Annotated in this window: 26 protein-coding genes; 16 read left to right on the forward strand and 10 right to left on the reverse strand. The window is 58.3% G+C overall.

The annotated features are described in order from the left end of the window. Positions 1–278: 278 nt before the first annotated feature. The 3 genes from rpsI to zapE form a co-directional block, all read right to left on the reverse strand. Positions 279–671, reverse strand: a complete 393-nt coding sequence (rpsI, locus tag EGY12_RS04565; protein WP_004937080.1) for a 30S ribosomal protein S9 — start codon at positions 669–671, stop codon at positions 279–281. Between the two features lie 15 nt (positions 672–686). After that, entirely contained in the window at positions 687–1,115 is a 429-nt protein-coding gene (gene rplM / locus EGY12_RS04570) for a 50S ribosomal protein L13 (RefSeq protein WP_004937079.1), read from the reverse strand. Between the two features lie 275 nt (positions 1,116–1,390). Then, entirely contained in the window at positions 1,391–2,518 is a 1,128-nt protein-coding gene (zapE, locus tag EGY12_RS04575; RefSeq protein ID WP_123892713.1) for a cell division protein ZapE, read from the reverse strand. 231 nt (positions 2,519–2,749) lie between these two features. Here zapE and zapG point away from each other — a divergent pair, with 231 nt between their 5' ends. The 3 genes from zapG (at position 2,750) to degS (ending at position 5,850) form a co-directional block, all read left to right on the forward strand. Beyond that, positions 2,750–3,151, forward strand: a complete 402-nt coding sequence (gene zapG / locus EGY12_RS04580) for a Z-ring associated protein ZapG (protein ID WP_004937074.1) — start codon at positions 2,750–2,752, stop codon at positions 3,149–3,151. A 181-nt stretch (positions 3,152–3,332) separates the two neighbouring features. Further along, a complete protein-coding gene (gene degQ / locus EGY12_RS04585; protein WP_049198522.1) occupies positions 3,333–4,703 on the forward strand; it encodes a serine endoprotease DegQ in 1,371 nt (456 codons plus the stop codon). Positions 4,704–4,791: 88 nt separating this feature from the next. Then, positions 4,792–5,850, forward strand: a complete 1,059-nt coding sequence (degS, locus tag EGY12_RS04590; protein WP_019453130.1) for an outer membrane-stress sensor serine endopeptidase DegS — start codon at positions 4,792–4,794, stop codon at positions 5,848–5,850. Positions 5,851–5,922: 72 nt separating this feature from the next. On the opposite strand, the gene murA is transcribed toward degS, so the two are convergent. From murA to mlaF, 7 genes are all read right to left on the reverse strand, one after another. Continuing rightward, entirely contained in the window at positions 5,923–7,182 is a 1,260-nt protein-coding gene (gene murA / locus EGY12_RS04595) for a UDP-N-acetylglucosamine 1-carboxyvinyltransferase (protein WP_004937068.1), read from the reverse strand. Positions 7,183–7,237: 55 nt separating this feature from the next. Beyond that, positions 7,238–7,492, reverse strand: a complete 255-nt coding sequence (ibaG, locus tag EGY12_RS04600) for a BolA family iron metabolism protein IbaG (RefSeq protein ID WP_004937066.1) — start codon at positions 7,490–7,492, stop codon at positions 7,238–7,240. Between the two features lie 140 nt (positions 7,493–7,632). After that, entirely contained in the window at positions 7,633–7,935 is a 303-nt protein-coding gene (gene mlaB, locus EGY12_RS04605) for a lipid asymmetry maintenance protein MlaB (protein WP_123892714.1), read from the reverse strand. Next, on the reverse strand, positions 7,935–8,564 hold the full coding sequence (mlaC, locus tag EGY12_RS04610; protein ID WP_038879639.1) for a phospholipid-binding protein MlaC: 630 nt from the start codon (positions 8,562–8,564) through the stop codon (positions 7,935–7,937). The genes mlaB and mlaC overlap by 1 nt, the downstream gene beginning before the upstream one ends. 14 nt (positions 8,565–8,578) lie before the next feature. Continuing rightward, positions 8,579–9,127 (reverse strand): outer membrane lipid asymmetry maintenance protein MlaD, encoded by a 549-nt coding sequence (gene mlaD / locus EGY12_RS04615; protein ID WP_073532022.1) that lies wholly within the window; start codon positions 9,125–9,127, stop codon positions 8,579–8,581. Between the two features lie 4 nt (positions 9,128–9,131). Further along, complete coding sequence (gene mlaE, locus EGY12_RS04620) at positions 9,132–9,914, reverse strand: lipid asymmetry maintenance ABC transporter permease subunit MlaE (protein ID WP_123892715.1); 783 nt, start codon at positions 9,912–9,914, stop codon at positions 9,132–9,134. Between the two features lie 4 nt (positions 9,915–9,918). Beyond that, positions 9,919–10,734, reverse strand: coding sequence for a phospholipid ABC transporter ATP-binding protein MlaF (gene mlaF, locus EGY12_RS04625; RefSeq protein WP_043129180.1), 816 nt, complete (start codon positions 10,732–10,734; stop codon positions 9,919–9,921). Positions 10,735–11,037: 303 nt separating this feature from the next. Between mlaF and EGY12_RS04630 the strand changes: the two genes are divergently transcribed. The 13 genes from EGY12_RS04630 to EGY12_RS04690 all read left to right on the forward strand — a co-directional run bounded on the left by EGY12_RS04630 (position 11,038) and on the right by EGY12_RS04690 (position 20,099). Beyond that, entirely contained in the window at positions 11,038–12,015 is a 978-nt protein-coding gene (locus EGY12_RS04630; RefSeq protein ID WP_123892716.1) for a calcium/sodium antiporter, read from the forward strand. Positions 12,016–12,031: 16 nt separating this feature from the next. Next, positions 12,032–13,018: an arabinose-5-phosphate isomerase KdsD gene (kdsD, locus tag EGY12_RS04635; RefSeq protein ID WP_038879650.1), complete on the forward strand. Its 987-nt coding sequence runs from the start codon at positions 12,032–12,034 to the stop codon at positions 13,016–13,018. 17 nt (positions 13,019–13,035) lie between these two features. Next, positions 13,036–13,590, forward strand: coding sequence for a 3-deoxy-manno-octulosonate-8-phosphatase KdsC (gene kdsC / locus EGY12_RS04640; protein ID WP_123892717.1), 555 nt, complete (start codon positions 13,036–13,038; stop codon positions 13,588–13,590). Continuing rightward, on the forward strand, positions 13,587–14,165 hold the full coding sequence (gene lptC, locus EGY12_RS04645; protein ID WP_004937047.1) for an LPS export ABC transporter periplasmic protein LptC: 579 nt from the start codon (positions 13,587–13,589) through the stop codon (positions 14,163–14,165). The genes kdsC and lptC overlap by 4 nt, the downstream gene beginning before the upstream one ends. After that, complete coding sequence (lptA, locus tag EGY12_RS04650; RefSeq protein WP_049198527.1) at positions 14,134–14,673, forward strand: lipopolysaccharide ABC transporter substrate-binding protein LptA; 540 nt, start codon at positions 14,134–14,136, stop codon at positions 14,671–14,673. The genes lptC and lptA overlap by 32 nt, the downstream gene beginning before the upstream one ends. Before the next feature lie 6 nt (positions 14,674–14,679). Continuing rightward, the gene (lptB, locus tag EGY12_RS04655) at positions 14,680–15,405 is read left to right on the forward strand and encodes an LPS export ABC transporter ATP-binding protein (RefSeq protein ID WP_004937040.1); all 726 of its coding nucleotides are present in this window, start codon (positions 14,680–14,682) and stop codon (positions 15,403–15,405) included. 52 nt (positions 15,406–15,457) lie between these two features. After that, on the forward strand, positions 15,458–16,891 hold the full coding sequence (gene rpoN / locus EGY12_RS04660) for an RNA polymerase factor sigma-54 (protein WP_123892718.1): 1,434 nt from the start codon (positions 15,458–15,460) through the stop codon (positions 16,889–16,891). Between the two features lie 23 nt (positions 16,892–16,914). Continuing rightward, positions 16,915–17,202, forward strand: coding sequence for a ribosome hibernation promoting factor (gene hpf / locus EGY12_RS04665; protein ID WP_004937038.1), 288 nt, complete (start codon positions 16,915–16,917; stop codon positions 17,200–17,202). A gap of 155 nt (positions 17,203–17,357) precedes the next feature. Beyond that, the gene (ptsN, locus tag EGY12_RS04670) at positions 17,358–17,819 is read left to right on the forward strand and encodes a PTS IIA-like nitrogen regulatory protein PtsN (protein WP_016930212.1); all 462 of its coding nucleotides are present in this window, start codon (positions 17,358–17,360) and stop codon (positions 17,817–17,819) included. 129 nt (positions 17,820–17,948) lie between these two features. Further along, entirely contained in the window at positions 17,949–18,803 is an 855-nt protein-coding gene (gene rapZ, locus EGY12_RS04675; RefSeq protein WP_123892719.1) for an RNase adapter RapZ, read from the forward strand. Continuing rightward, positions 18,800–19,072 (forward strand): PTS phosphocarrier protein NPr, encoded by a 273-nt coding sequence (npr, locus tag EGY12_RS04680; protein ID WP_123892720.1) that lies wholly within the window; start codon positions 18,800–18,802, stop codon positions 19,070–19,072. The genes rapZ and npr overlap by 4 nt, the downstream gene beginning before the upstream one ends. Before the next feature lie 296 nt (positions 19,073–19,368). Next, positions 19,369–19,680 (forward strand): type II toxin-antitoxin system HigB family toxin, encoded by a 312-nt coding sequence (locus EGY12_RS04685; RefSeq protein ID WP_123892721.1) that lies wholly within the window; start codon positions 19,369–19,371, stop codon positions 19,678–19,680. Beyond that, a complete protein-coding gene (locus EGY12_RS04690) occupies positions 19,677–20,099 on the forward strand; it encodes a type II toxin-antitoxin system HigA family antitoxin (protein WP_060424657.1) in 423 nt (140 codons plus the stop codon). Before EGY12_RS04685 ends, EGY12_RS04690 begins: the two co-directional genes overlap by 4 nt. Positions 20,100–20,103 lie beyond the last annotated feature (4 nt).

The following is a 20,103-nucleotide window of genomic DNA, read 5'->3' on the forward strand; positions in this document are numbered from 1 at the left end:
GGCTGCTATCCTGAATAATCTTGCCGCAGGCCGGCAGACGCAGCGCGACCCAAGCCCATGAAAAAACCGGCCCAGGAGGTCAACTGCACGGCGAACAGGCGCAAAAGTGGATGATAGTTTACCAGATTTTGCTTGTTTTGTGGGGACGGTGCGGCGAATTCATGTTGAATTGTCTGATATGCCACAGATTTTAGTCGAGGACGGCGGATTTCAGGCATAAAAAAACCCGGTGAAGCACCGGGTTTTTTGCGTGAATCGCACTGCCGAAGCAGCGAAAATTAACGCTTGGAGAACTGCGGACGACGACGTGCTTTACGCAGGCCGACTTTCTTACGTTCAACCTGACGAGCGTCACGGGTGACGAAGCCAGCTTTACGCAGTTCAGAACGCAGAGTCTCATCGTACTCCATCAGTGCACGGGTGATACCGTGACGGATAGCGCCAGCTTGACCGGAAATACCACCACCTTTAACGGTGATGTACAGGTCCAGTTTGCCAACCATGTCGACCAGTTCCAGCGGCTGACGAACTACCATGCGGGCAGTTTCGCGACCGAAGTACTGTTCCAGGCTGCGCTGGTTGATAACGATGTTACCGTTGCCCGGCTTGATGAAGACGCGAGCGGCGGAGCTTTTGCGGCGACCAGTGCCGTAGTATTGATTTTCAGCCATTGCCATTAATCCCGATTAAATGTCCAGAACTTGCGGTTGCTGTGCCGCGTGATTGTGCTCGGTGCCCGCGTAAACTTTCAGTTTACGGAACATAGCACGACCCAGCGGGCCCTTTGGCAGCATGCCTTTAACCGCGATTTCAATCACGCGCTCAGGACGGCGGGCAATCATCTCTTCAAAGGTCGCTTGCTTGATACCACCGATGTGGCCGGTGTGGTGGTAGTACACTTTGTCTGTACGCTTGTTGCCGGTTACAGCAACTTTGTCAGCGTTCAGAACGATGATGTAATCACCGGTATCCACGTGCGGGGTGTATTCCGCTTTATGCTTGCCGCGCAGGCGACGAGCCAGTTCAGTAGCGAGACGGCCTAAAGTTTTACCATCTGCATCAACAACGTACCAGTCGCGTTTTACGGTTTCTGGTTTAGCTGTAAAAGTTTTCATTAGAAAGCTTACCCAATAATTAGTTACACGTTGGTGAACACCCAAACGCTCGAAAACAGTTGAGGCTCACACGACCATACAAGTCCAGCAAACCTACCCCTTCGAATAGCCATTGCCGGCACTATAAAGTTTTTGGGGAAAAAAACTTTGTTGTAACGTGGGGTCGCAAGATTATAGAGAAGTCGCTCACAAAGATCGAACGGTTTTTGAATGGAAAATAAATTTATCGCCGGTGGCGGACAACCGGCGATACGGCGGCGGCAAGCCCGGCGGACTCAGGGCAGATGCGGCAGCTTGAGGTACTCTTCGCTCTGCATTTCCTGCAGACGCGACAGGCAGCGCTGGAATTCAAATTTCAGCTGTACCCCCTGATAGATCTCGAACATCGACACCTCGGCACCGATCACCAACTTGATGTGTCGCTCGTAGAATTCGTCCACCAGCGCCAGGAAACGGCGCGCGGTATTCTCTTTCAACGGCCCCATCACCTGCACATTATACAGGATCACGCTGTGATACAGCCGCGACAGCGCGATATAGTCCAGCTGGCTGCGCGCCTCTTCGCACAGCGTGTGGAAATCCACCGCCAGCACGCCGTCCACCGAACGGATCGCCTGCAGCGGCCGATGGTTGATCTGCAGCACCGGCGCATCCTCCCCCTCCTTGCCCGCCAGTTTGATGAACATTCGATCCAGGGTCGCGCGCGTCTGGTCGTTCAGCGGCGTCAGGTAGAGGTGAGCCTGGGTCAGGGTACGCAGACGATAGTCGATACCGGCATCGACGTTCATCACGTCGCAGTACTCGTTGATAAGATCGATGGCCGGCAGGAAACGCGCCCGCTGCAGGCCGTTGCGGTACAGATCGTCCGGCGGGATGTTCGACGTGGCAACCAGCGTAATGCCGCGGGCGAACAGCGCCTGCAGCAGCGTGGCCAGCAGCATGGCGTCAGTGATGTCGGACACGAAGAATTCGTCGAAGCACAGCACATCGGTTTCGGCCTTGAAGCCGTCGGCGACGATTTCCAGCGGGTTTTCCCGCCCTTGCAGCTCGGTCAGCTCTTCATGCACTCGCAGCATGAAGCGGTGGAAATGCAGACGCATTTTGCGATCGCCAGGCAGGCTATGAAAGAACATGTCCATCAACCAGGTTTTGCCGCGCCCGACGCCGCCCCACATATACAACCCCTGCACCGGGCGCTGCGGCGCCGTTTCGGCCCCCTTGCCCAGCAAACGGCTGAGCTTGCCGCGCAGCCCGCCGGCCGGCGCGCTCGCCGCGGGCTTTTGCCGCAGGGCCTGATAAATGCGATCCAGTTGAGTGACGGCCCGGCGTTGAACCTCATCGGCCTGATATTCCCCCGCGTCCAGCGCCTGCTGGTAGCGAGATAACGGTGATAGTGCCTGCATCTGTTCGATGTTCCCTAAGAACGCTTAGAAATTATTTAGCCAACGTTGGCGGCAAGTTGATGCCGATTCGCACCGTTATCGCCACAAATGCCCGCTGCGGGCGCCGTTGAAAACCCTGTAAACACTGGGTGGAAGCGCATCAGGATTCCACTCGGACAAGGTTAACGGTTATAGTGGATATTATTAAGTGAAAAATCCCTGCGGAACAACGAAGTCAAAATAGGAGTCATCATGACCTGGGAGTATGCGCTGATTGGTTTGGTCGTCGGTATCGTGATTGGTGCGGTGGCGATGCGTTTTGGCAACCGTAAATTACGTCAACAACAAGTCCTGCAGAACGAGCTGGACAAGAGCAAAACCGAGCTGGAAGAGTACCGCCAGGAGCTGGTCGGTCACTTCGCCCGCAGCGCCGAGCTGCTGGACAACATGGCACGCGATTATCGCCAGCTGTATCAGCACATGGCGAAAAGCTCCAACAACCTGCTGCCGGATCTGCCGATGCAGGAGAACCCGTTCCGCTATCGCCTGACCGAAGCGGAAGCGGACAACGATCAGGCGCCGGTGGAAATGCCGCGCGACTATTCTGAAGGGGCCTCCGGCCTGCTGCGCGGTCAAAGCGCACGCCGCGATTGATATCCCATCTTCGCCCGCGGGGCCACCCGCGGGTTTATTCCCCCTTTGTGCCTTCTTCCCCCTCCTTTGCATTACCTTTACTGAACTTTGCACGCAAATTCACGGTCTTACCCTTCACTATGACAAGGTGATTGCCTTATCATCAAATTTTCATCGGCAGGTATTGAGAGAGTTATCATCAATGAAGAAAAAGTCTTTAATTCTTAGCGCATTGGCAATGAGCCTCGGCCTGGCGCTCAGCTCTGTACCAGTGGCCAACGCGGCCCTGCCCGTTGCCGTTCAGGGGCAGCCACTGCCGAGCCTGGCGCCGATGCTGGAAAAAGTCTTGCCCGCCGTAGTGAGCGTGCATGTCGCAGGCACCCAGGTGCAGCGTCAACAGTTGCCGGAAGAGTTCAGACGCTTCTTCGGCCCCAACTTCCCGGGTCAACAGCAGAGTTCCCGCCCGTTTGAAGGGTTAGGTTCCGGCGTGATCATCGACGCCGCCAAAGGCTACGTGCTGACCAACAACCACGTCATCAACAACGCCGATAAAATCCGCGTGCAGTTGAACGACGGCCGCGAACTGGACGCCAAGCTGGTCGGCCGCGATGAACAATCCGACATCGCCCTGCTGCAGCTCAGCGACACCAAAAACCTGACCGCCATCAAGATGGCCGATTCCGACCAGCTGCGCGTCGGCGACTTCGCCGTGGCGGTCGGCAACCCGTTCGGTCTGGGCCAAACCGCCACCTCCGGCATCATCTCGGCGCTGGGCCGCACCGGCCTGAATCTGGAAGGGCTGGAAAACTTCATTCAGACCGATGCCTCAATCAACCGCGGCAACTCCGGCGGCGCGTTGGTTAACCTGAACGGCGAGCTGATCGGCATCAATACCGCCATTCTGGCGCCGAGCGGCGGCAACGTCGGCATCGGCTTCGCCATTCCGAGCAATATGGCGCAGAACCTGAGTCAGCAGCTGATCGAATTCGGTGAAGTGAAACGCGGCCTCTTGGGTATCAAGGGCAGCGAAATGACCCCGGACATGGCCAAAGCCTTCAACACTGACGCGCAGCGCGGCGCCTTCGTCAGCGAAGTGCTGCCTAAATCCGCCGCCGCCAAGGCCGGCATCAAAGCCGGGGATATTCTGGTTTCCGTCGACGGCAAGCCAGTGAGCAGCTTCGCTGAGCTGCGCGCCAAAGTCGGCACCACCGCACCGGGCAAAACCCTCAAAGTGGGCCTGCTGCGCGATGGCAAACCGCAGGAAGTCTCGGTCACGCTGGACAACAGCGAGAGCGCCTCGACCAACGCCGAAACGCTGTCGCCGGCGCTGCAGGGGGTCTCCCTCAGCAACGGCGCGCTGCCGAGCGGCGACAAGGGTGTGAAGGTGGAGAACGTGGATAAAGGCTCGACGGCGGCGCAAATCGGCCTGCAAAAAGGCGACGTGATCATCGGCGTCAACCGCCAGCGCGTGGACAGCATCACCGCGCTGCGCAAGGTGCTGGAAGCCAAGCCGCCGGTGATGGCGCTCAATATCGTGCGCGGTAACGAAACCATTTATCTGCTGCTGCGTTAATTTGTGCAAAAACCGGGCTCGGTGACATACTGCGCCCGGTTAACTCATGCTATCCTCCGAACATCGTTCACCACACCACGAAAACTCCATGTTTGCTAAGCTCTTGCGTTCTGTCGTTATCGGTCTCATCGTTGCCGGCCTGCTGTTGGCCGCCCTGCCCATGCTGCGCTCTTCCAACGGCCTGTTTGCAGAGAAAACCGAGAATACCAGCGACGAAACGCCGGTGAGCTACAACAAGGCGGTGCGCCGCGCCGCGCCCGCCGTGGTGAATATCTACAACCGCAACCTGAACGGCGCCGCCAACGTGCTGTCGCTCGGTTCCGGCGTGATCATGAACGAGCGCGGCTATATCATCACCAACCGCCACGTGATCAAAGACGCCCAGCAGATCACCGTAGTGTTGCAGGATGGCCGCCGCTACGAAGCGCTGCTGGTCGGCTCCGACGGCCTGACCGATTTGGCGGTGCTGAAGATCGATCCCGGCAACCTGCCGGTGATCCCGACCAACAAAAACCGCGTTGCCCACGTCGGCGACGTGGTGCTGGCGATCGGCAACCCCTATAACCTGGGGCAGACCGTCACTCAGGGCATCCTCAGCGCCACCGGGCGCATCAGTATGAGCACCACCGGCCGACAGACGTTCCTGCAGACCGACGCCTCAATCAACCGCGGCAACTCCGGCGGCGCGCTGGTCAACTCGCTGGGCGAACTGATCGGCATCAACACCCTGACCTATGACAAAATCACCGACGGCGAAACGCCGGAGGGCCTGGGCTTCGCCATTCCGATTGAACTGGCCACCAAAATCATGGACAAGCTGATCCGCGACGGCCGCGTTATTCGCGGCTATTTCGGCATTCAGGGCAAAGAGATCATTCCGCTGCGCTCGTCCAATTCCGGCATCGATCGCCTGCAGGGCATCATCGTGACCGAGATTACGCCGAACGGCCCGGCGAGCAGCGCCGGTTTCCAGATCAACGACATCATCATCAACGTGGATAACAAACCGGCGGTGTCCGTGCTGGAGACCATGGACCAGGTGGCGGAGATCAGGCCGGGCACCGAAATACCGGTTATCGTGCTGCGCGACGGCAAGCGCATTACGTTGAAAATGACGGTGGGTGAATTCCCGGAAGACAGCAATTAAAAAAGGGCCGGCTATAAATAGCCGGCCCTTTGACTTTCATCCTGCCGACGCAGCCGCGCCGGCGCTAATCACTTACTCGCCTTTCACGCGCTCGATGTTCGCACCCAACGCGCGCAGCTTGTCTTCAATACGCTCATAGCCGCGATCGATGTGATAGATGCGATCGACGACGGTCACGCCGTCGGCGATGCAGCCGGCGATCACCAGGCTGGCGGAAGCGCGCAGATCGGTCGCCATCACCTGAGCACCGGACAGCTGCTCAACGCCATGGCAGATCACGGTGTTGCTCTCGATTTCCGCGTGTGCGCCCATGCGGATCAGTTCCGGCACGTGCATGAAGCGGTTTTCGAAGATGGTCTCGGTGATGACGCCTGTGCCTTCCGCCACCAGGTTCAGCAGGCTGAACTGGGCCTGCATGTCGGTCGGGAAGCCCGGGTGCGGCGCGGTGCGCACGGTGACCGCTTTCGGGCGTTTGCCGTGCATATCCAGGCTGATCCAGTCTTCGCCCACTTCGATATCGGCCCCGGCTTCGCGCAACTTGGCCAGCACCGCATCCAGCGTGTCCGGACGGGTGTTGCGGCACATCACTTTGCCGCCGGAAACTGCGGCGGCGATCAGGAAGGTACCGGTTTCGATGCGGTCAGGCAGCACGCGATACACGCCGCCGCCCAGGCGCTCGACGCCCTCGATGGTAATCTTGTCGCTGCCGGCGCCGCTGATCTTCGCGCCCAGCGTGTTGAGGAAGTTGGCGGTATCGACAATTTCCGGCTCACGCGCGGCGTTCTCGATAACGGTGGTGCCGGTCGCCAGGGTCGCGGCGCTCATGATGGTCACGGTCGCGCCCACGCTCACCTTGTCCATGACGATGTGCGCGCCCTTCAGACGGCCCTCGACGGACGCCTTGACGTACCCCTCTTCCAACTTGATCTCGGCACCCAGCTGCTCCAGGCCGGTGATGTGCAGATCGACCGGGCGCGCGCCGATCGCACAGCCGCCCGGCAGGGAAACCTGACCGCGGCCGAAGCGCGCCACCAGCGGCCCCAGCGCCCAAATGGAAGCACGCATGGTTTTCACCAGATCGTAAGGAGCACAGAATTCGTTCACGCCGCTGGCGTCTACGAAGACCGAACCGTTACGCTCAATCTTGGTACCCAACTGGTTGAGTAGTTTAATGGTGGTGTCGATGTCCTTTAGCTTAGGGACATTCTGCAGCTCGACCGGCTCTTCCGCCAACAGGGCGGCGAACAGGATCGGCAGGGCGGCATTTTTGGCCCCGGAAATAGAGACTTCACCGCTCAGGCGAGTCCGACCCTGCACACGAAATTTATCCATCTGACTACTCTCTGTTATCTAATCTGAAGCTGCCCGCCCGGCAGGGCAAACAGCCTTAAAATCCGTTGAGTTTGCGGTCTCGCTGCCACTCTTCAGGGGTGTAAGCCTTGATAGACAAGGCATGAATGCGGTTGTCCGCAATGTATTCCATCAGCGGCGCATAAACCGTCTGCTGTTTTTTGACGCGGCTCATGCCGGCGAACAGTTCACCGACCACGATCGCCTGGAAATGGCTGCCGTCTCCCGTCACATGTACTTCATCCAGTGCCAATGCCTGCATCAGCACGTCTTTAATCTCGTTGGTTTCCATAGTATCCAGTTCTGCCGCTAAAGGATCATAAACAGCCTAGTATCTTAGTGGAATACGATGTTTTCTTAAACTAAAGAAAAAGCCCCTGCATAACAGGGGCTTTGTATCGTTTTACCACGCAAGGGCGGCGTAAAACACCGCTAACCGGCGGTATCGACAGGCATTATCGCCTGCAGGTTGTAGAGCGCGATCAGCGTTTTCAGGCGCTCGGTGGCGCCGAAAATTTTTAGCGCCACGCCGCGCTCGCGCTGCTGTTCCTGCAGATGCAGCAACAGTGCCAGCCCGGCGGAGTCCACACGCTGCAGTTGCGCCACGTCGATCGCGGTTTTGTCCGCTATCAGCGCGTCGCGCTGCCGCCACAACGGCTGCAGCGTTTCCCGATCCAGTTCACCGCGCAGGATCAGCGTCTGCTGCTCTGATTCGAAGCTGAGCGCTGCCGACATCAGTTTTTCTTGTCCAGCGTGATAGGTTGCGCGGCGGCGGCCTGCAGCTGTTTGGTCAGGCCGTCGATGCCCTGAGTACGCAGCGTGGACGCCCATTCGTTCTGCTTGGTGGTGATCATGCTGACGCCTTCGGCGATCATGTCATATGCCTGCCAGTAGCCGGTTTTGCTGTTCTTGCGCCATTGGAAATCCAGACGCACCGGCGGGCGGCCGCCGTTGTCGATGATGGTGACGCGAATGGCCACGATGTCGGCATTGCCCAGCGGCTGCTCAGGCGCGATCTGATAAGTCTGGCCGTGGTACATCGCCAGCGCCTGGCCGTAAGCCTGCTCCAGGTAAGCCTGGAAGGCGGTGAAGTAGGCTTCGCGCTGCGCAGGCGTCGCGTCTTTGTAGTAACGGCCCAGCACCAGCGCACCGGCGTATTTCACCTGCACGAACGGCATCAGTTCCTGATGCACGATGGAGCGCAGGTAGTTCGGGTCCTGCTTGATCTTCGGCTGTTCGTTCTTCAAACGGCTGAAGGTCTTCTGCGCCGCGTCTTGCATCATGCTGTAAGGATTGGTTTGGTCGGCCGCGCTCGCCAGCGGTGCAACCACCAGCAGAGCCACCATCAGTAAACGTTTAAACATGCAGGTATCCTCTCTTAATGATTTGGAACAGCGGGTTGCGGTGCGGCGCCGGCAGCCGGCTCAGCGGCCGCGTCTCCCGGTTTGGCGCTATCCTGACCGCCGCTTTTATACAGGAACTGGCCGATCAGGTCTTCCAGAACCATGGCTGATTTGGTGTCCTGAATGGTGCCGCCGTCTTTCAGAATGGTGGTACCCATATCAGGATCTTCGAAGCCCACGTTAAGCGCCAGATATTGCTCGCCCAGCAGGCCGGAAGTGCGGATCGCCAAGGAACTGGTATCCGGGATTTGGTCGTACTTTTTCTGGATATCCAGCGCCACGCGCGGCGTGTAGGTTTTCGGATCGAGCTCGATGTCCGCCACGCGGCCGATCACCACGCCACCGATCTTCACCGGCGAACGCGGTTTCAGGCCGCCGATGTTGTCGAACGTTGCGTAAACGCGGTAGGTCGGCTCGCTGCCGATCGATTTCAGGTTTGCCACCTGCAGGCAGATAAACACGATGGCGCACAGCGCGATCAGCATAAATGCCCCAACCCAGATTTCACTCTTCTTCGTTTGCATCGAATCAATTCCCAAACATCAGTGCTGTCAGCACGAAATCCAATCCCAACACCGCCAGTGACGAATGCACCACGGTACGCGTCGTCGCCCGGCTAATCCCTTCAGAGGTAGGCACAGCGTCGTACCCGTTGAAAATGGCAATCCAGGTTACGGTAATGGCGAATACCACGCTTTTGATCACGCAGTTGAGCAGATCTTTTTTCCACTCCACGGCGCCCTGCATCGCCGACCAGAAGAAGCCGCTGTCGATGCCCTTCCAGTCCACGCCGACCACCGAGCCGCCCCAAATGCCGATCGCCACGAAGATGATGGTCAACAGCGGCATGCTGATCAGCCCGGCCCAGAAGCGCGGCGCCACGATGCGCCGCAGCGGATCGACCGCCATCATTTCCAGACTGGAGATCTGTTCCGTCGCCTTCATCAGGCCGATTTCCGCCGTAAGCGCGGAACCGGCGCGGCCGGCGAACAGCAGCGCCGTTACCACCGGCCCCAGCTCGCGCAGCAGCGACAGCGCCACCATCATGCCGAGGCTGGCCTCGGCGCTGTAGGTAGTGAGCACGATATAGCCCTGCAGGCCCAGCACCATGCCGATGAACAGCCCGGAGACCATGATGATCAGCAGCGACTGCACGCCAACGCTGTAGAGCTGTTTCAACAACAGCGGCCACTGCTTGCCGGGTTCCGGCCGGCCAATCAACGCGTTGAACAGCATCAACCCGGCGCGGCCGAAGCTGGCGCTGGTGTTGATGCCACTGCGCCCCAACGACGCTAACGCTCTTAATAACATGAGCTTATTTACTCCCTAAGCCTAGCAGTTCGGTCTGATAATCCCCGGCCGGATAGCGGAACGGCACCGGCCCATCCGCTATACCATCCAGGAACTGGCGCACGCGCGCATCAGGATTGTTCTGCAATTGCTGTGTGGTGCCTTCGGCGATCACCCGGTGATCGGCCACGATGTAAGCGTAATCGGCGATGCTCAGCACCTCCGGTACGTCGTGCGACACCACAATGCAGGTAATACCCAGCGCATGGTTCAGCTCATCGATCAGCTTGACCAGCACTCCCATGGTGATCGGATCCTGGCCGACGAAGGGTTCGTCGAACATGATCATCTCCGGGTCCAGCGCAATCGCGCGCGCCAATGCCGCCCGGCGCGCCATGCCGCCGGAAAGTTCATTGGGCATCAGTTGGGCCGCCCCGCGCAGCCCTACCGCTTCCAGCTTCATCAGCACCGTGCTGCGCAATAAAGGCTCCGGCAGGTTGCTGTGCTCGCGCAGCGGATAGGCCACGTTTTCGAATACGGTCAAATCGGTGAACAGCGCGCCCGACTGGAACAGCATGCTCATCTTTTTGCGCGCGTCGTATAACTGACGGCGGGACAACGCGGGAATGTTGTCGCCGTCGAACCAAATCTCCCCGCTGTCCGGCGTCAGCTGGCCGCCAATCAGGCGCAGCAGCGTGGTTTTGCCAATGCCCGATGGCCCCATGATCGCCGTGACCTTACCGCGGGGCACCGTCAGGTTGATGTCTTCAAATATCCGTCGGTCGCCGCGCGAGAAGCTCATGTCGCGCACTTCGACCAAATTATCTGCCTTCTGGAGCATGTTAATGGACCCTTTACGACTCATCTGTTGCTGAATCTACCCGTGATGTTAAAGCAATGGGCGCAATCCGTCTCATCTTTACAAAAACTTACTGCCATTTCGCGACCAATGGTGCCATTGGTTTTACTTTTCCGCGCCACCCGGTCAAAATTGGCGCCATAACGAAAAAAAACGAAACTGTTCAACTATTAGCCGGGAAAAACCGTTGCTGTGGCTCAAACGCGCGCAACGGCGGGCAAGCAATACCGCCGCATTGACGGCTTTAACCAACGAACCGGGATAATACCCGACAAAGGACCCTGCATGTTTCTCGCGATAGCATTATTAATCGTTGGTTTATTTCTACTGGTGTATGGTGCAGACCGCTTAGTTTATGGTGCTGCCGTGATTTCCCGCTCGCTCGGCGTGCCGCCGTTGATCATCGGCATGACCATCGTCGGCATCGGCACTTCGCTGCCGGAGCTGATCGTGTCCACCACCGCCGCGCTGAATGGGCAAATAGATATGGCCGTTGGGAACGTATTAGGTTCCAACATCACCAACATTTTATTGATCCTGGGCGTCGCGGCGCTGATTCACCCGCTGGCTGCGCGCTCCGAGATATTGCGGCGCGAACTGCCGCTGATGTTAGCGGTCACAGTATTGTGCGGTTTCGTGCTGATGGACGGCACCCTGAGCAGGCTGGATGGCGTGCTGCTGCTGGCCGCCGCCGCCGGTTTCATTCTGCTGATGCTGAAAATCGCCCGGCTGGCGCAGCGCGAGGGCAGCGACAGCCTGACGATGGAGCAGATCGCCGAGCTGCCGCAGGACAGCAGCAACACCGTGGCGGTGCTGTGGCTGGTGCTGGCGTTTATCATTTTGCCGCTCTCTTCCAGAATGGTGGTCGATAACGCGACGGTGATCGCGCACTATTTCGGCCTGAGCGAACTGGTGGTCGGTTTGACCCTCATCGCCATCGGTACCAGCCTGCCCGAACTGGCCACGTCTATCGCCGGGGCGCTGAAGGGCGAAGATGATATGGCGATTGGTAATATCATCGGCTCCAATATTTTCAACACGGTGATCGTGCTGGGCGTACCCGCCCTGCTGTCGCCGGGCCGCGTGGACGCCGCCGCCTTCCAGCGCGATTACTGGGTGATGCTGGCAGCCAGCGTGCTGCTGAGCGTGCTGTGCATCGGCCGCAAGCATCGCATCGGCCACCTGGCGGGCGCTCTGTTATTATGTGGTTTTATTGCGTATCTTGCGGTGCTGTTCTTTAACCCTTTCAGTACTTTCGGCTAAACCGACGGGAATGAGTATGTCGAACATTGAGTTGCAACCGGGCTTCGATTTTCAACAAGCCGGCAAAGAAGTGCTTCAGATAGAGCGCGAAGGGCTGGCTCAGCTCGACAGCTATATCAACGCAGACTTCACCCGCGCCTGCGAAACGATCGCCGCCTGCGGCGGTAAAGTGGTGGTGATGGGGATGGGCAAATCCGGCCATATCGGCTGCAAGATCGCCGCGACCTTCGCCAGCACCGGCACCCCCTCATTCTTCGTTCACCCGGCGGAAGCCAGCCATGGCGACTTGGGCATGGTCACCCCGCAGGACATCGTGCTCGCCATCTCCAACTCCGGCGAGTCCAGCGAGATCCTGGCGCTGATCCCGGTGTTGAAACGCCAACAGATCACCCTCATCTGCATGACCAACAATCCGGAAAGTTCGATGGGCAAGGCGGCGGATATCCACCTGTGCATCAAGGTGCCGCAGGAGGCCTGCCCGCTGGGGCTGGCGCCGACCACCAGCACCACCGCCACGCTGGTGATGGGCGATGCGCTGGCCGTCGCGCTGCTGAAAGCGCGCGGTTTCACGCCGGAAGATTTCGCGCTGTCGCATCCGGGCGGCGCACTCGGCCGCAAACTGCTGCTGCGAGTTAGCGATATCATGCACAGCGGCGACGAAATGCCCCACGTCAGCGCCGACGCCTCGTTGCGCGACGCGCTGCTGGAAATCACCCGCAAAAATCTGGGCCTGACGGTGATCTGCGACGACCTGATGAAAATCGCCGGCATCTTCACCGACGGTGACCTTCGCCGGGTGTTCGACATGGGCATCAACCTGCACGAGGCGAAAATCGCCGATGTCATGACGCCGGGCGGCGTGCGAGTACGCCCCAATATCCTGGCGGTCGATGCATTGAACCTGATGCAACAACGCCACATCACCGCGCTACTGGTTGCCGATGGCGACCAACTGCTGGGTGTGGTACATATGCATGACATGCTGCGCGCCGGCGTCGTTTAATTAAGGAATAGAACGGAATGGGTATGGTAGAAACCTGCTACGGGCTGGTAGAACAAGAGGTTATGGCGCGTGCCGGGAACATCCGCCTGTTGATTTGCGACGTTGACGGCGTGCTGTCGGACGGCCTGATCTTCATGGGCAACAACGGTGAAGAACTTAAGGCGTTCAACGTGCGCGACGGTTACGGCATCCGCTGTTTGAAAACCTCGGACATCGAGGTGGCGATCATCACCGGCCGCTCCGCCAAGTTGCTGGAAGACCGCGCGCAGACGCTCGGCATCACCCATCTGTATCAGGGGCAATCCGATAAGCTTTTGGCCTTCCGCGAACTGTTGGATAAACTGTCGTTAACGGCGGATCAGGTCGCCTACATCGGCGATGACCTGATCGACTGGCCGGTGATGGCGCAGGTCGGCCTGGCGGTCGCGGTCGCGGACGCACATCCGCTGCTGACACCGCGCGCCCACTATGTCACCCGCATTGCCGGCGGCCGCGGTGCGGTGCGCGAACTGTGCGACATCATTCTTTTGGCTCAAAATAAGCTGGAGGACGCCAAAGGGCTGTCGATATGAGTAAAACCAAACTGTGGATCACCATTCTGTTGACGGTGATCGTTCTGGCGTTGATCGGCTGGAACATGACGGACTTCAGCGACGACACGGCCCCTGGCCCGGTCAACGATCAAGATCCGACTTACCAGAGCCAGCACACGGTCACCGTGGTGTACAACCCGGCGGGCAAGCTGAATTACAAGCTGGTGGCGGAAGACGCGAAGTATTACACCGCCGGCGAGCTGAGCTGGTTCACCCAGCCGGTAATGACGCTGTTCGATGAGAATGCGGTGGCCACCTGGTCAGTTCGCGCCGATCGCGCCAAACTGACTAAAGACCGGATGCTGTATCTGTATGGTCACGTCGAGGTAAACAGCCTGACCACCACCTCGCAGCTGGAAAAAATTAAGACGGACAACGCTCAGGTAAACCTGGTCACCCAGGACGTCACCTCCGATGACGAAGTCACGCTTTACGGGACCAATTTTACCTCTAACGGCATGAAAATGCGTGGGAACCTGCGGACCAAAACCGCTGAGCTGATTGATAAGGTTAAGACCAACTATGAAATCCAGAACCAAAAACCAACTCCGTAACCTGTTGCTCGGCAGCTTAGTTTTGGCCGCCAGCGCCCCCGCCCTGGCGCTGAAATCCGACTCCAGCCAGCCGGTCAGCATCGACTCGCTCAAACAGTCGTTGGACATGCAAAGCAACGTCAGTACCTTTACCGATAACGTGGTGATCAAACAGGGCACCATCGATATCCGCGCCGACAAGGTGGTCGTCACCCGCCCGGGCGGAGATCAGAATAAAACCTATATTGAAGCGTTCGGCAACCCGGTAACCTTCTACCAGATGCAGGACAGCGGCAAACCGGTCAAAGGCCACGCGCAGAAAGTGCGTTACGACGTGGCGACCCAGCTGGTGACCCTGACGGGCAACGCCTATCTGGAGCAGCTCGACAGCAACGTGAAAGGCGATCGCATCACCTATCTGGTGCAACAGCAGCAAATGCAGGCGTTCAGCGATAAAGGCAAACGCGTGACAACGGTTCTGGTACCGTCGCAGTTGCAAGACAAAAACGGGCAAAAAAAGAGTAATTAATCACTTATGGCAACACTCATCGCAGAAAACCTGGCGAAAGCCTACAAGGGCCGTAAAGTTGTCGAAGACGTCAGCCTGAAAGTGAAATCCGGCGAGATCGTCGGCCTGCTCGGGCCGAACGGCGCCGGTAAAACCACCACCTTCTACATGGTGGTCGGCATCGTGCCGCGCGACGCCGGGCGCATCGTGATCGACGAAGAAGACATCAGCCTGCTGCCGCTGCACGCCCGCGCGCGCCGCGGCATCGGTTACTTGCCGCAGGAAGCGTCGATCTTCCGCCGCCTGAGCGTGTACGACAACCTGATGGCGGTACTGGAGATTCGCCCCGACCTCACCAGCGAACAGCGCGAAGACCGCGCCAAAGAGCTGATGGAAGAGTTTCACATCTCCCATCTGCGCGACAGCCTCGGCCAGGCACTGTCCGGCGGTGAACGCCGCCGCGTCGAAATCGCCCGCGCGCTGGCGGCCAACCCGAAATTCATTCTGCTGGACGAACCCTTCGCCGGGGTGGATCCGATTTCCGTTATCGACATCAAAAAAATCATCGAGCACCTGCGTGACAGCGGCCTGGGCGTGCTGATCACCGACCATAACGTGCGCGAGACGCTGGACGTGTGTGAACGCGCCTACATCGTCAGCCAGGGCAAACTGATTGCCCATGGCACGCCGGATGCTATTCTGGCCGACGAGCAGGTAAAACGCGTTTATCTGGGCGAAGAATTCCGCCTCTGAGCGCCGGCGCGCCCTGCGGGGCGACACCGTTAACGGAAGTAGACAGAAGACTATGAAGCAAGGTTTGCAACTCAGGCTCAGCCAACAGCTGGCCATGACTCCTCAGCTCCAGCAGGCGATCCGCCTGCTGCAGTTGTCCACGCTTGAGCTTCAGCAAGAGATCCAGCTAGCGCTGGAGAGCAATCCGCTGCTTGAACAGACCGATCTGCACGACGAAATCGACGCTAAAGAAACCCAGGAGACCGAAGGGCTCGATACCCGCGAGGCGCTGGAACAGAAAGACATGCCGGAAGAGCTGCCGCTGGACGCCACCTGGGACGAGATCTACACCGCCGGTACGCCGTCCGGCACCGGCACCGACTACAGCGACGACGAGCTGCCGATCTATCAGGGCGAGACCACCCAAACGCTGCAGGATTACCTGATGTGGCAGGTGGATCTGACCCCGTTCTCCGATACCGACGCCGCCATCGCCACCTCCATCGTCGACGCCGTGGACGATACCGGCTATCTCACCGTGCCGCTGGAAGACATTCTGGAAAGCCTGGGTGACGAAAACGTGACCCTCGAAGAAGTCGAGGCGGTATTGAAGCGCGTGCAGCGTTTCGATCCGATCGGCGTCGCCGCGCGCGATCTGCGCGATTGCCTGCTGGTGCAGCTCTCTCAATACGCCAAAGACACACCTTATCTGGCCGAAGCCCGGCTGATCATCAGCGACCATCTGGATCTGTTGGCCAACCACGACTTTCGCAGCCTGATGCGATCAACCCGGCTAAAAGAAGATACACTGAAAGAAGCGATGCTGCTGATTCAGTCGCTCGATCCGCGTCCGGGGCAATCGATCAATACCGGTGAATCGGAATACGTGATTCCGGACGTGCTGGTGCGCAAGACGCAGAACACGTGGACGGTCGAGCTCAACAGCGACAGCGTGCCGCGCTTGAAGATCAATCAGCAGTACGCCGCGCTGGGCAACAGCGCCCGCAGCGAAGCCGACGGCCAGTTCATCCGCAGCAACCTGCAGGAAGCCAAGTGGCTGATTAAAAGCCTGGAAAGCCGCAACGAGACCCTGCTGAAGGTTACCCGCTGCATCGTCAGCCAGCAGCAGGCGTTCTTCGAGCAAGGCGAAGAATTTATGAAACCCATGGTGCTGGCGGATATCGCCCAGGCCGTGGAGATGCATGAATCGACGATCTCGCGCGTCACCACGCAGAAGTTTCTGCACAGCCCGCGCGGCATTTTCGAATTGAAATATTTCTTCTCCAGCCACGTGAATACCGACAGCGGCGGCGAAGCCTCCTCAACGGCGATCCGCGCGTTGGTGAAGAAATTGATTGCGGCGGAAAACCCCGCCAAACCACTCAGCGACAGCAAGCTGGCCACCCTGCTCGCCGATCAGGGGATCATCGTGGCGCGGCGCACCGTCGCCAAGTACCGAGAGTCTTTGTCCATCCCGCCGTCGAACCAGCGTAAACAGTTGGTTTGACCTCTATTGAGAAGGAAGACACTATGCAGCTCAACATTACCGGACACCACATCGAAATCACCGATCCGTTGCGCGAGTTCGTGAACAACAAGTTCGCCAAACTCGAACAGTATTTTGATCGCATCAATCAGGTGTATGTTGTATTAAGTGTGGAAAAAGTGCAGCAAATTGCGGAAGCAACGGTGCACGTGAATGGAGGCGAGTTGCACGCCACCTCGGAAGACGAGAATATGTATGCCGCAATTGATACGCTGATCGACAAATTGGCACGTCAATTGAACAAACATAAAGACAAATTGAAGCAACACTGACACCCTAACCCATTCCGTGAGGTTGCCTCCGTCGCAGCCTCGCCCTTCGGCGCGTGACCCGCATGGGTGACGCGCCGAACGGTAATCAGGGTTAAAACCGACGAAAAACCGCCTTGCCGGGTGTGCCCGGCGGCGCGGTTTTAAGTGAAGATGAGATGAACAACGAATATATGCAATTAAGCTCGGTGTTAAACATCGAGTGCACCAAAAGCTCGGTACACTGCACCAGCAAGAAGCGGGCTTTGGAAATTATCAGCGAACTGGCCGCCAAACAGCTCAATCTGCCTTCGCAGGTGGTGTTTGACGCGGTTCTCACCCGGGAGCGCATGGGCAGCACCGGTATCGGCAACGGTATCGCCATTCCCCACGGCAAACTGGAAGAGGACACACTGCGGGCCGTTGGCGTGTTTATCCGTCTCGACCAACCCATCGCTTTCGACGCTATCGACAACCAGCCGGTCGACCTGCTGTTCGCGCTGCTGGTGCCTGCCGATCAGTGCAAAACCCATTTGCATACCCTGTCGCTGGTCGCCAAACGCCTGGCCGACAAAACCGTATGCCGCCGCCTGCGCGCCGCGCAGAGCGACGAAGAACTTTATCAAATCATCACCGAGTGATGCCCGGCCGGCGTGACTTCCAGCCCGGATAACGCTACTGTTTCACGATGATGGATCCGGCTGCGGCCGGAATAACAAAGTTTCCACCGGTGGCGATGAACGCCGCCGCGATGCCAGGGGAGTTGCCACATGGTGCTGATGATTGTCAGCGGCCGTTCCGGTTCCGGAAAATCCGTCGCCTTGCGGGCGCTGGAAGACATGGGTTTTTACTGCGTTGACAACCTGCCGGTGGTGCTGCTGCCGCAGCTCGCCAACACGCTGGCGGAACGCAATATCTCCGCGGCGGTCAGCATCGACGTGCGCAACATGCCGGAATCGCCGGAAGTGTTCGAATTCGCGATGACTCAGCTGCCGGACAGCTTCTCGCCACAGCTGCTGTTCCTCGACGCCGATCGCAACACGCTGATCCGCCGTTACAGCGACACCCGCCGCCTGCACCCGCTCTCCAGCAAAAACCTGTCGCTGGAAAGCGCTATCGATGAAGAGAGCGATCTGCTCGAACCGCTGCGCTCACGGGCTGACCTGATTATCGACACCTCGGAAATGTCGGTGCACGAACTGGCCGAAATGCTGCGCACCCGCCTGCTGGGCAAGCGCGAGCGCGAGCTGACCATGGTGTTCGAATCCTTCGGCTTCAAGCACGGCATCCCGATCGACGCCGACTACGTGTTCGACGTGCGCTTCCTGCCTAACCCGCACTGGGATCCGAAGCTGCGGCCGATGACCGGCCTGGACAAACCGGTGGCGTCGTTCCTCGATCGCCATACCGAAGTGCACAACTTCATCTACCAGACCCGCAGCTACCTGGAACAATGGCTGCCGATGCTGGAAACCAACAACCGCAGCTACCTGACGGTCGCCATCGGCTGTACCGGCGGTAAGCACCGCTCGGTGTACGTGGCGGAACAGCTGGCCGATTACTTCCGCTCGCGCGGCAAGAACGTGCAGTCGCGCCACCGCACGCTGGAAAAGCGCAAACAATGACGGTCAAACAGACGGTTGAAATCAAAAACAAGCTGGGCATGCACGCACGCCCGGCGATGAAACTGTTCGAGCTGGTGCAAAGCTTCGACGCCGAGGTGATGCTGCGCAACGAAAGCGGCACCGAAGCCGAAGCCAGCAGCGTCATCGCACTGCTGATGCTGGACTCCGCCCAGGGCCGGCACATCGAAGTCGAAGCGACCGGCCCCGACGAAATCAACGCGCTGGCGGCGGTGGTCGAGCTGTTCAACTCCGGGTTTGATGAAGATTAGCCGCTGAAGCCCTCTCGCGAATGCGCCGCACCGGCGCGTTCGTTCCCTTTGCCTCTTCTCCCTGACACAACCTCCCGCTGTTCACTTTGCGTACCCGCTTCCAAAATCAGCAGTAACTGCCTGTAAATGCGAGGCATGGATTTACCAGCACGGCGCTAACCGCAATAGAGTGCAACGGCAGAAACGAGCTGCAGCCGGGTATTTCCCTCTCACTGCGAGCGGGGATGATAAGTTTACAATTTGTGAACACCTAAGGCAGCCGCTATAATGTTCACCAGACAGGAGTCGAGGGAACGATGCATATCATTTCCAGGGAACCGTTTAATAACGCAACGAAGCAATACCCTAATGAAGCCGCTGCTCTCGAGGCCATTTATAAAACGTTGCGACGCGGCGAGTTTCGCACGCCGGACGAGTTAAAAGCGCTTTTTCCTTCGCTCGATCGTATGAAATACAAAGAGAAATGGTGGGTCATTGACGTCGGCGGTAACCACCTGCGGATTTTGTTCTTTGCCAGCTTTGAGACACAGAAAGTATTCATAAAGCACATTGTTAGCCGCGCCGAGTACGACAAGCTGATGCAGCACTATCGAAGGAGTTCATCATGATTACAGATGCCATTAAGGCCGCCGATGCGCTGCTGCGCGCCGTGCCCTTATTGCAGGGCAGCGGCTCTCAGCAAGACTACCGGGAAGCGCTCGAATTGGTGGAATATCTGCTGGAAAACGATGAACACCATCCGCTGATTGACATGCTGGCAAAAAAGATCGCCGAATATGAAGATAACAGCGCCGAGTTTACCGCATTCAACCAGCGTATCGCCCAACTGCCGCAGGGGGTGGCCGCGCTTCGCGTATTGATGGAACAGCACCAACTCAGCCAAAGTGATTTTGAACATGAGATCGGCAAAAAGTCGTTGGTCAACCAAATCCTGAGCGGCAAAAGATCGCTGACCATTCCGCACATTATGGCGCTGGCCAAACGCTTCAATCTGCCCCCGGCTCTCTTTCTGCCGGAAGCAGATTAGCCCC

The sequence above is a fragment of the Serratia sp. FDAARGOS_506 genome (genome assembly GCF_003812745.1).
Taxonomy (GTDB): Bacteria; Pseudomonadota; Gammaproteobacteria; order Enterobacterales; family Enterobacteriaceae; genus Serratia.

Excerpts from the sequence above, each read along its gene's own strand:
- rpsI (WP_004937080.1), bottom strand. The coding sequence starts at position 671 with ATGGCTGAAAATCAATACTACGGCACTGGTCGCCGCAAAAGCTCCGCC.
- rplM (WP_004937079.1), bottom strand. The coding sequence starts at position 1,115 with ATGAAAACTTTTACAGCTAAACCAGAAACCGTAAAACGCGACTGGTAC.
- zapE (WP_123892713.1), bottom strand. The coding sequence starts at position 2,518 with ATGCAGGCACTATCACCGTTATCTCGCTACCAGCAGGCGCTGGACGCG.
- zapG (WP_004937074.1), top strand. The coding sequence starts at position 2,750 with ATGACCTGGGAGTATGCGCTGATTGGTTTGGTCGTCGGTATCGTGATT.
- degQ (WP_049198522.1), top strand. The coding sequence starts at position 3,333 with ATGAAGAAAAAGTCTTTAATTCTTAGCGCATTGGCAATGAGCCTCGGC.
- degS (WP_019453130.1), top strand. The coding sequence starts at position 4,792 with ATGTTTGCTAAGCTCTTGCGTTCTGTCGTTATCGGTCTCATCGTTGCC.
- murA (WP_004937068.1), bottom strand. The coding sequence starts at position 7,182 with ATGGATAAATTTCGTGTGCAGGGTCGGACTCGCCTGAGCGGTGAAGTC.
- ibaG (WP_004937066.1), bottom strand. The coding sequence starts at position 7,492 with ATGGAAACCAACGAGATTAAAGACGTGCTGATGCAGGCATTGGCACTG.
- mlaB (WP_123892714.1), bottom strand. The coding sequence starts at position 7,935 with ATGTCGGCAGCGCTCAGCTTCGAATCAGAGCAGCAGACGCTGATCCTG.
- mlaC (WP_038879639.1), bottom strand. The coding sequence starts at position 8,564 with ATGTTTAAACGTTTACTGATGGTGGCTCTGCTGGTGGTTGCACCGCTG.
- mlaD (WP_073532022.1), bottom strand. The coding sequence starts at position 9,127 with ATGCAAACGAAGAAGAGTGAAATCTGGGTTGGGGCATTTATGCTGATC.
- mlaE (WP_123892715.1), bottom strand. The coding sequence starts at position 9,914 with ATGTTATTAAGAGCGTTAGCGTCGTTGGGGCGCAGTGGCATCAACACC.
- mlaF (WP_043129180.1), bottom strand. The coding sequence starts at position 10,734 with ATGCTCCAGAAGGCAGATAATTTGGTCGAAGTGCGCGACATGAGCTTC.
- EGY12_RS04630 (WP_123892716.1), top strand. The coding sequence starts at position 11,038 with ATGTTTCTCGCGATAGCATTATTAATCGTTGGTTTATTTCTACTGGTG.
- kdsD (WP_038879650.1), top strand. The coding sequence starts at position 12,032 with ATGTCGAACATTGAGTTGCAACCGGGCTTCGATTTTCAACAAGCCGGC.
- kdsC (WP_123892717.1), top strand. The coding sequence starts at position 13,036 with ATGGGTATGGTAGAAACCTGCTACGGGCTGGTAGAACAAGAGGTTATG.
- lptC (WP_004937047.1), top strand. The coding sequence starts at position 13,587 with ATGAGTAAAACCAAACTGTGGATCACCATTCTGTTGACGGTGATCGTT.
- lptA (WP_049198527.1), top strand. The coding sequence starts at position 14,134 with ATGAAATCCAGAACCAAAAACCAACTCCGTAACCTGTTGCTCGGCAGC.
- lptB (WP_004937040.1), top strand. The coding sequence starts at position 14,680 with ATGGCAACACTCATCGCAGAAAACCTGGCGAAAGCCTACAAGGGCCGT.
- rpoN (WP_123892718.1), top strand. The coding sequence starts at position 15,458 with ATGAAGCAAGGTTTGCAACTCAGGCTCAGCCAACAGCTGGCCATGACT.
- hpf (WP_004937038.1), top strand. The coding sequence starts at position 16,915 with ATGCAGCTCAACATTACCGGACACCACATCGAAATCACCGATCCGTTG.
- ptsN (WP_016930212.1), top strand. The coding sequence starts at position 17,358 with ATGAACAACGAATATATGCAATTAAGCTCGGTGTTAAACATCGAGTGC.
- rapZ (WP_123892719.1), top strand. The coding sequence starts at position 17,949 with ATGGTGCTGATGATTGTCAGCGGCCGTTCCGGTTCCGGAAAATCCGTC.
- npr (WP_123892720.1), top strand. The coding sequence starts at position 18,800 with ATGACGGTCAAACAGACGGTTGAAATCAAAAACAAGCTGGGCATGCAC.
- EGY12_RS04685 (WP_123892721.1), top strand. The coding sequence starts at position 19,369 with ATGCATATCATTTCCAGGGAACCGTTTAATAACGCAACGAAGCAATAC.
- EGY12_RS04690 (WP_060424657.1), top strand. The coding sequence starts at position 19,677 with ATGATTACAGATGCCATTAAGGCCGCCGATGCGCTGCTGCGCGCCGTG.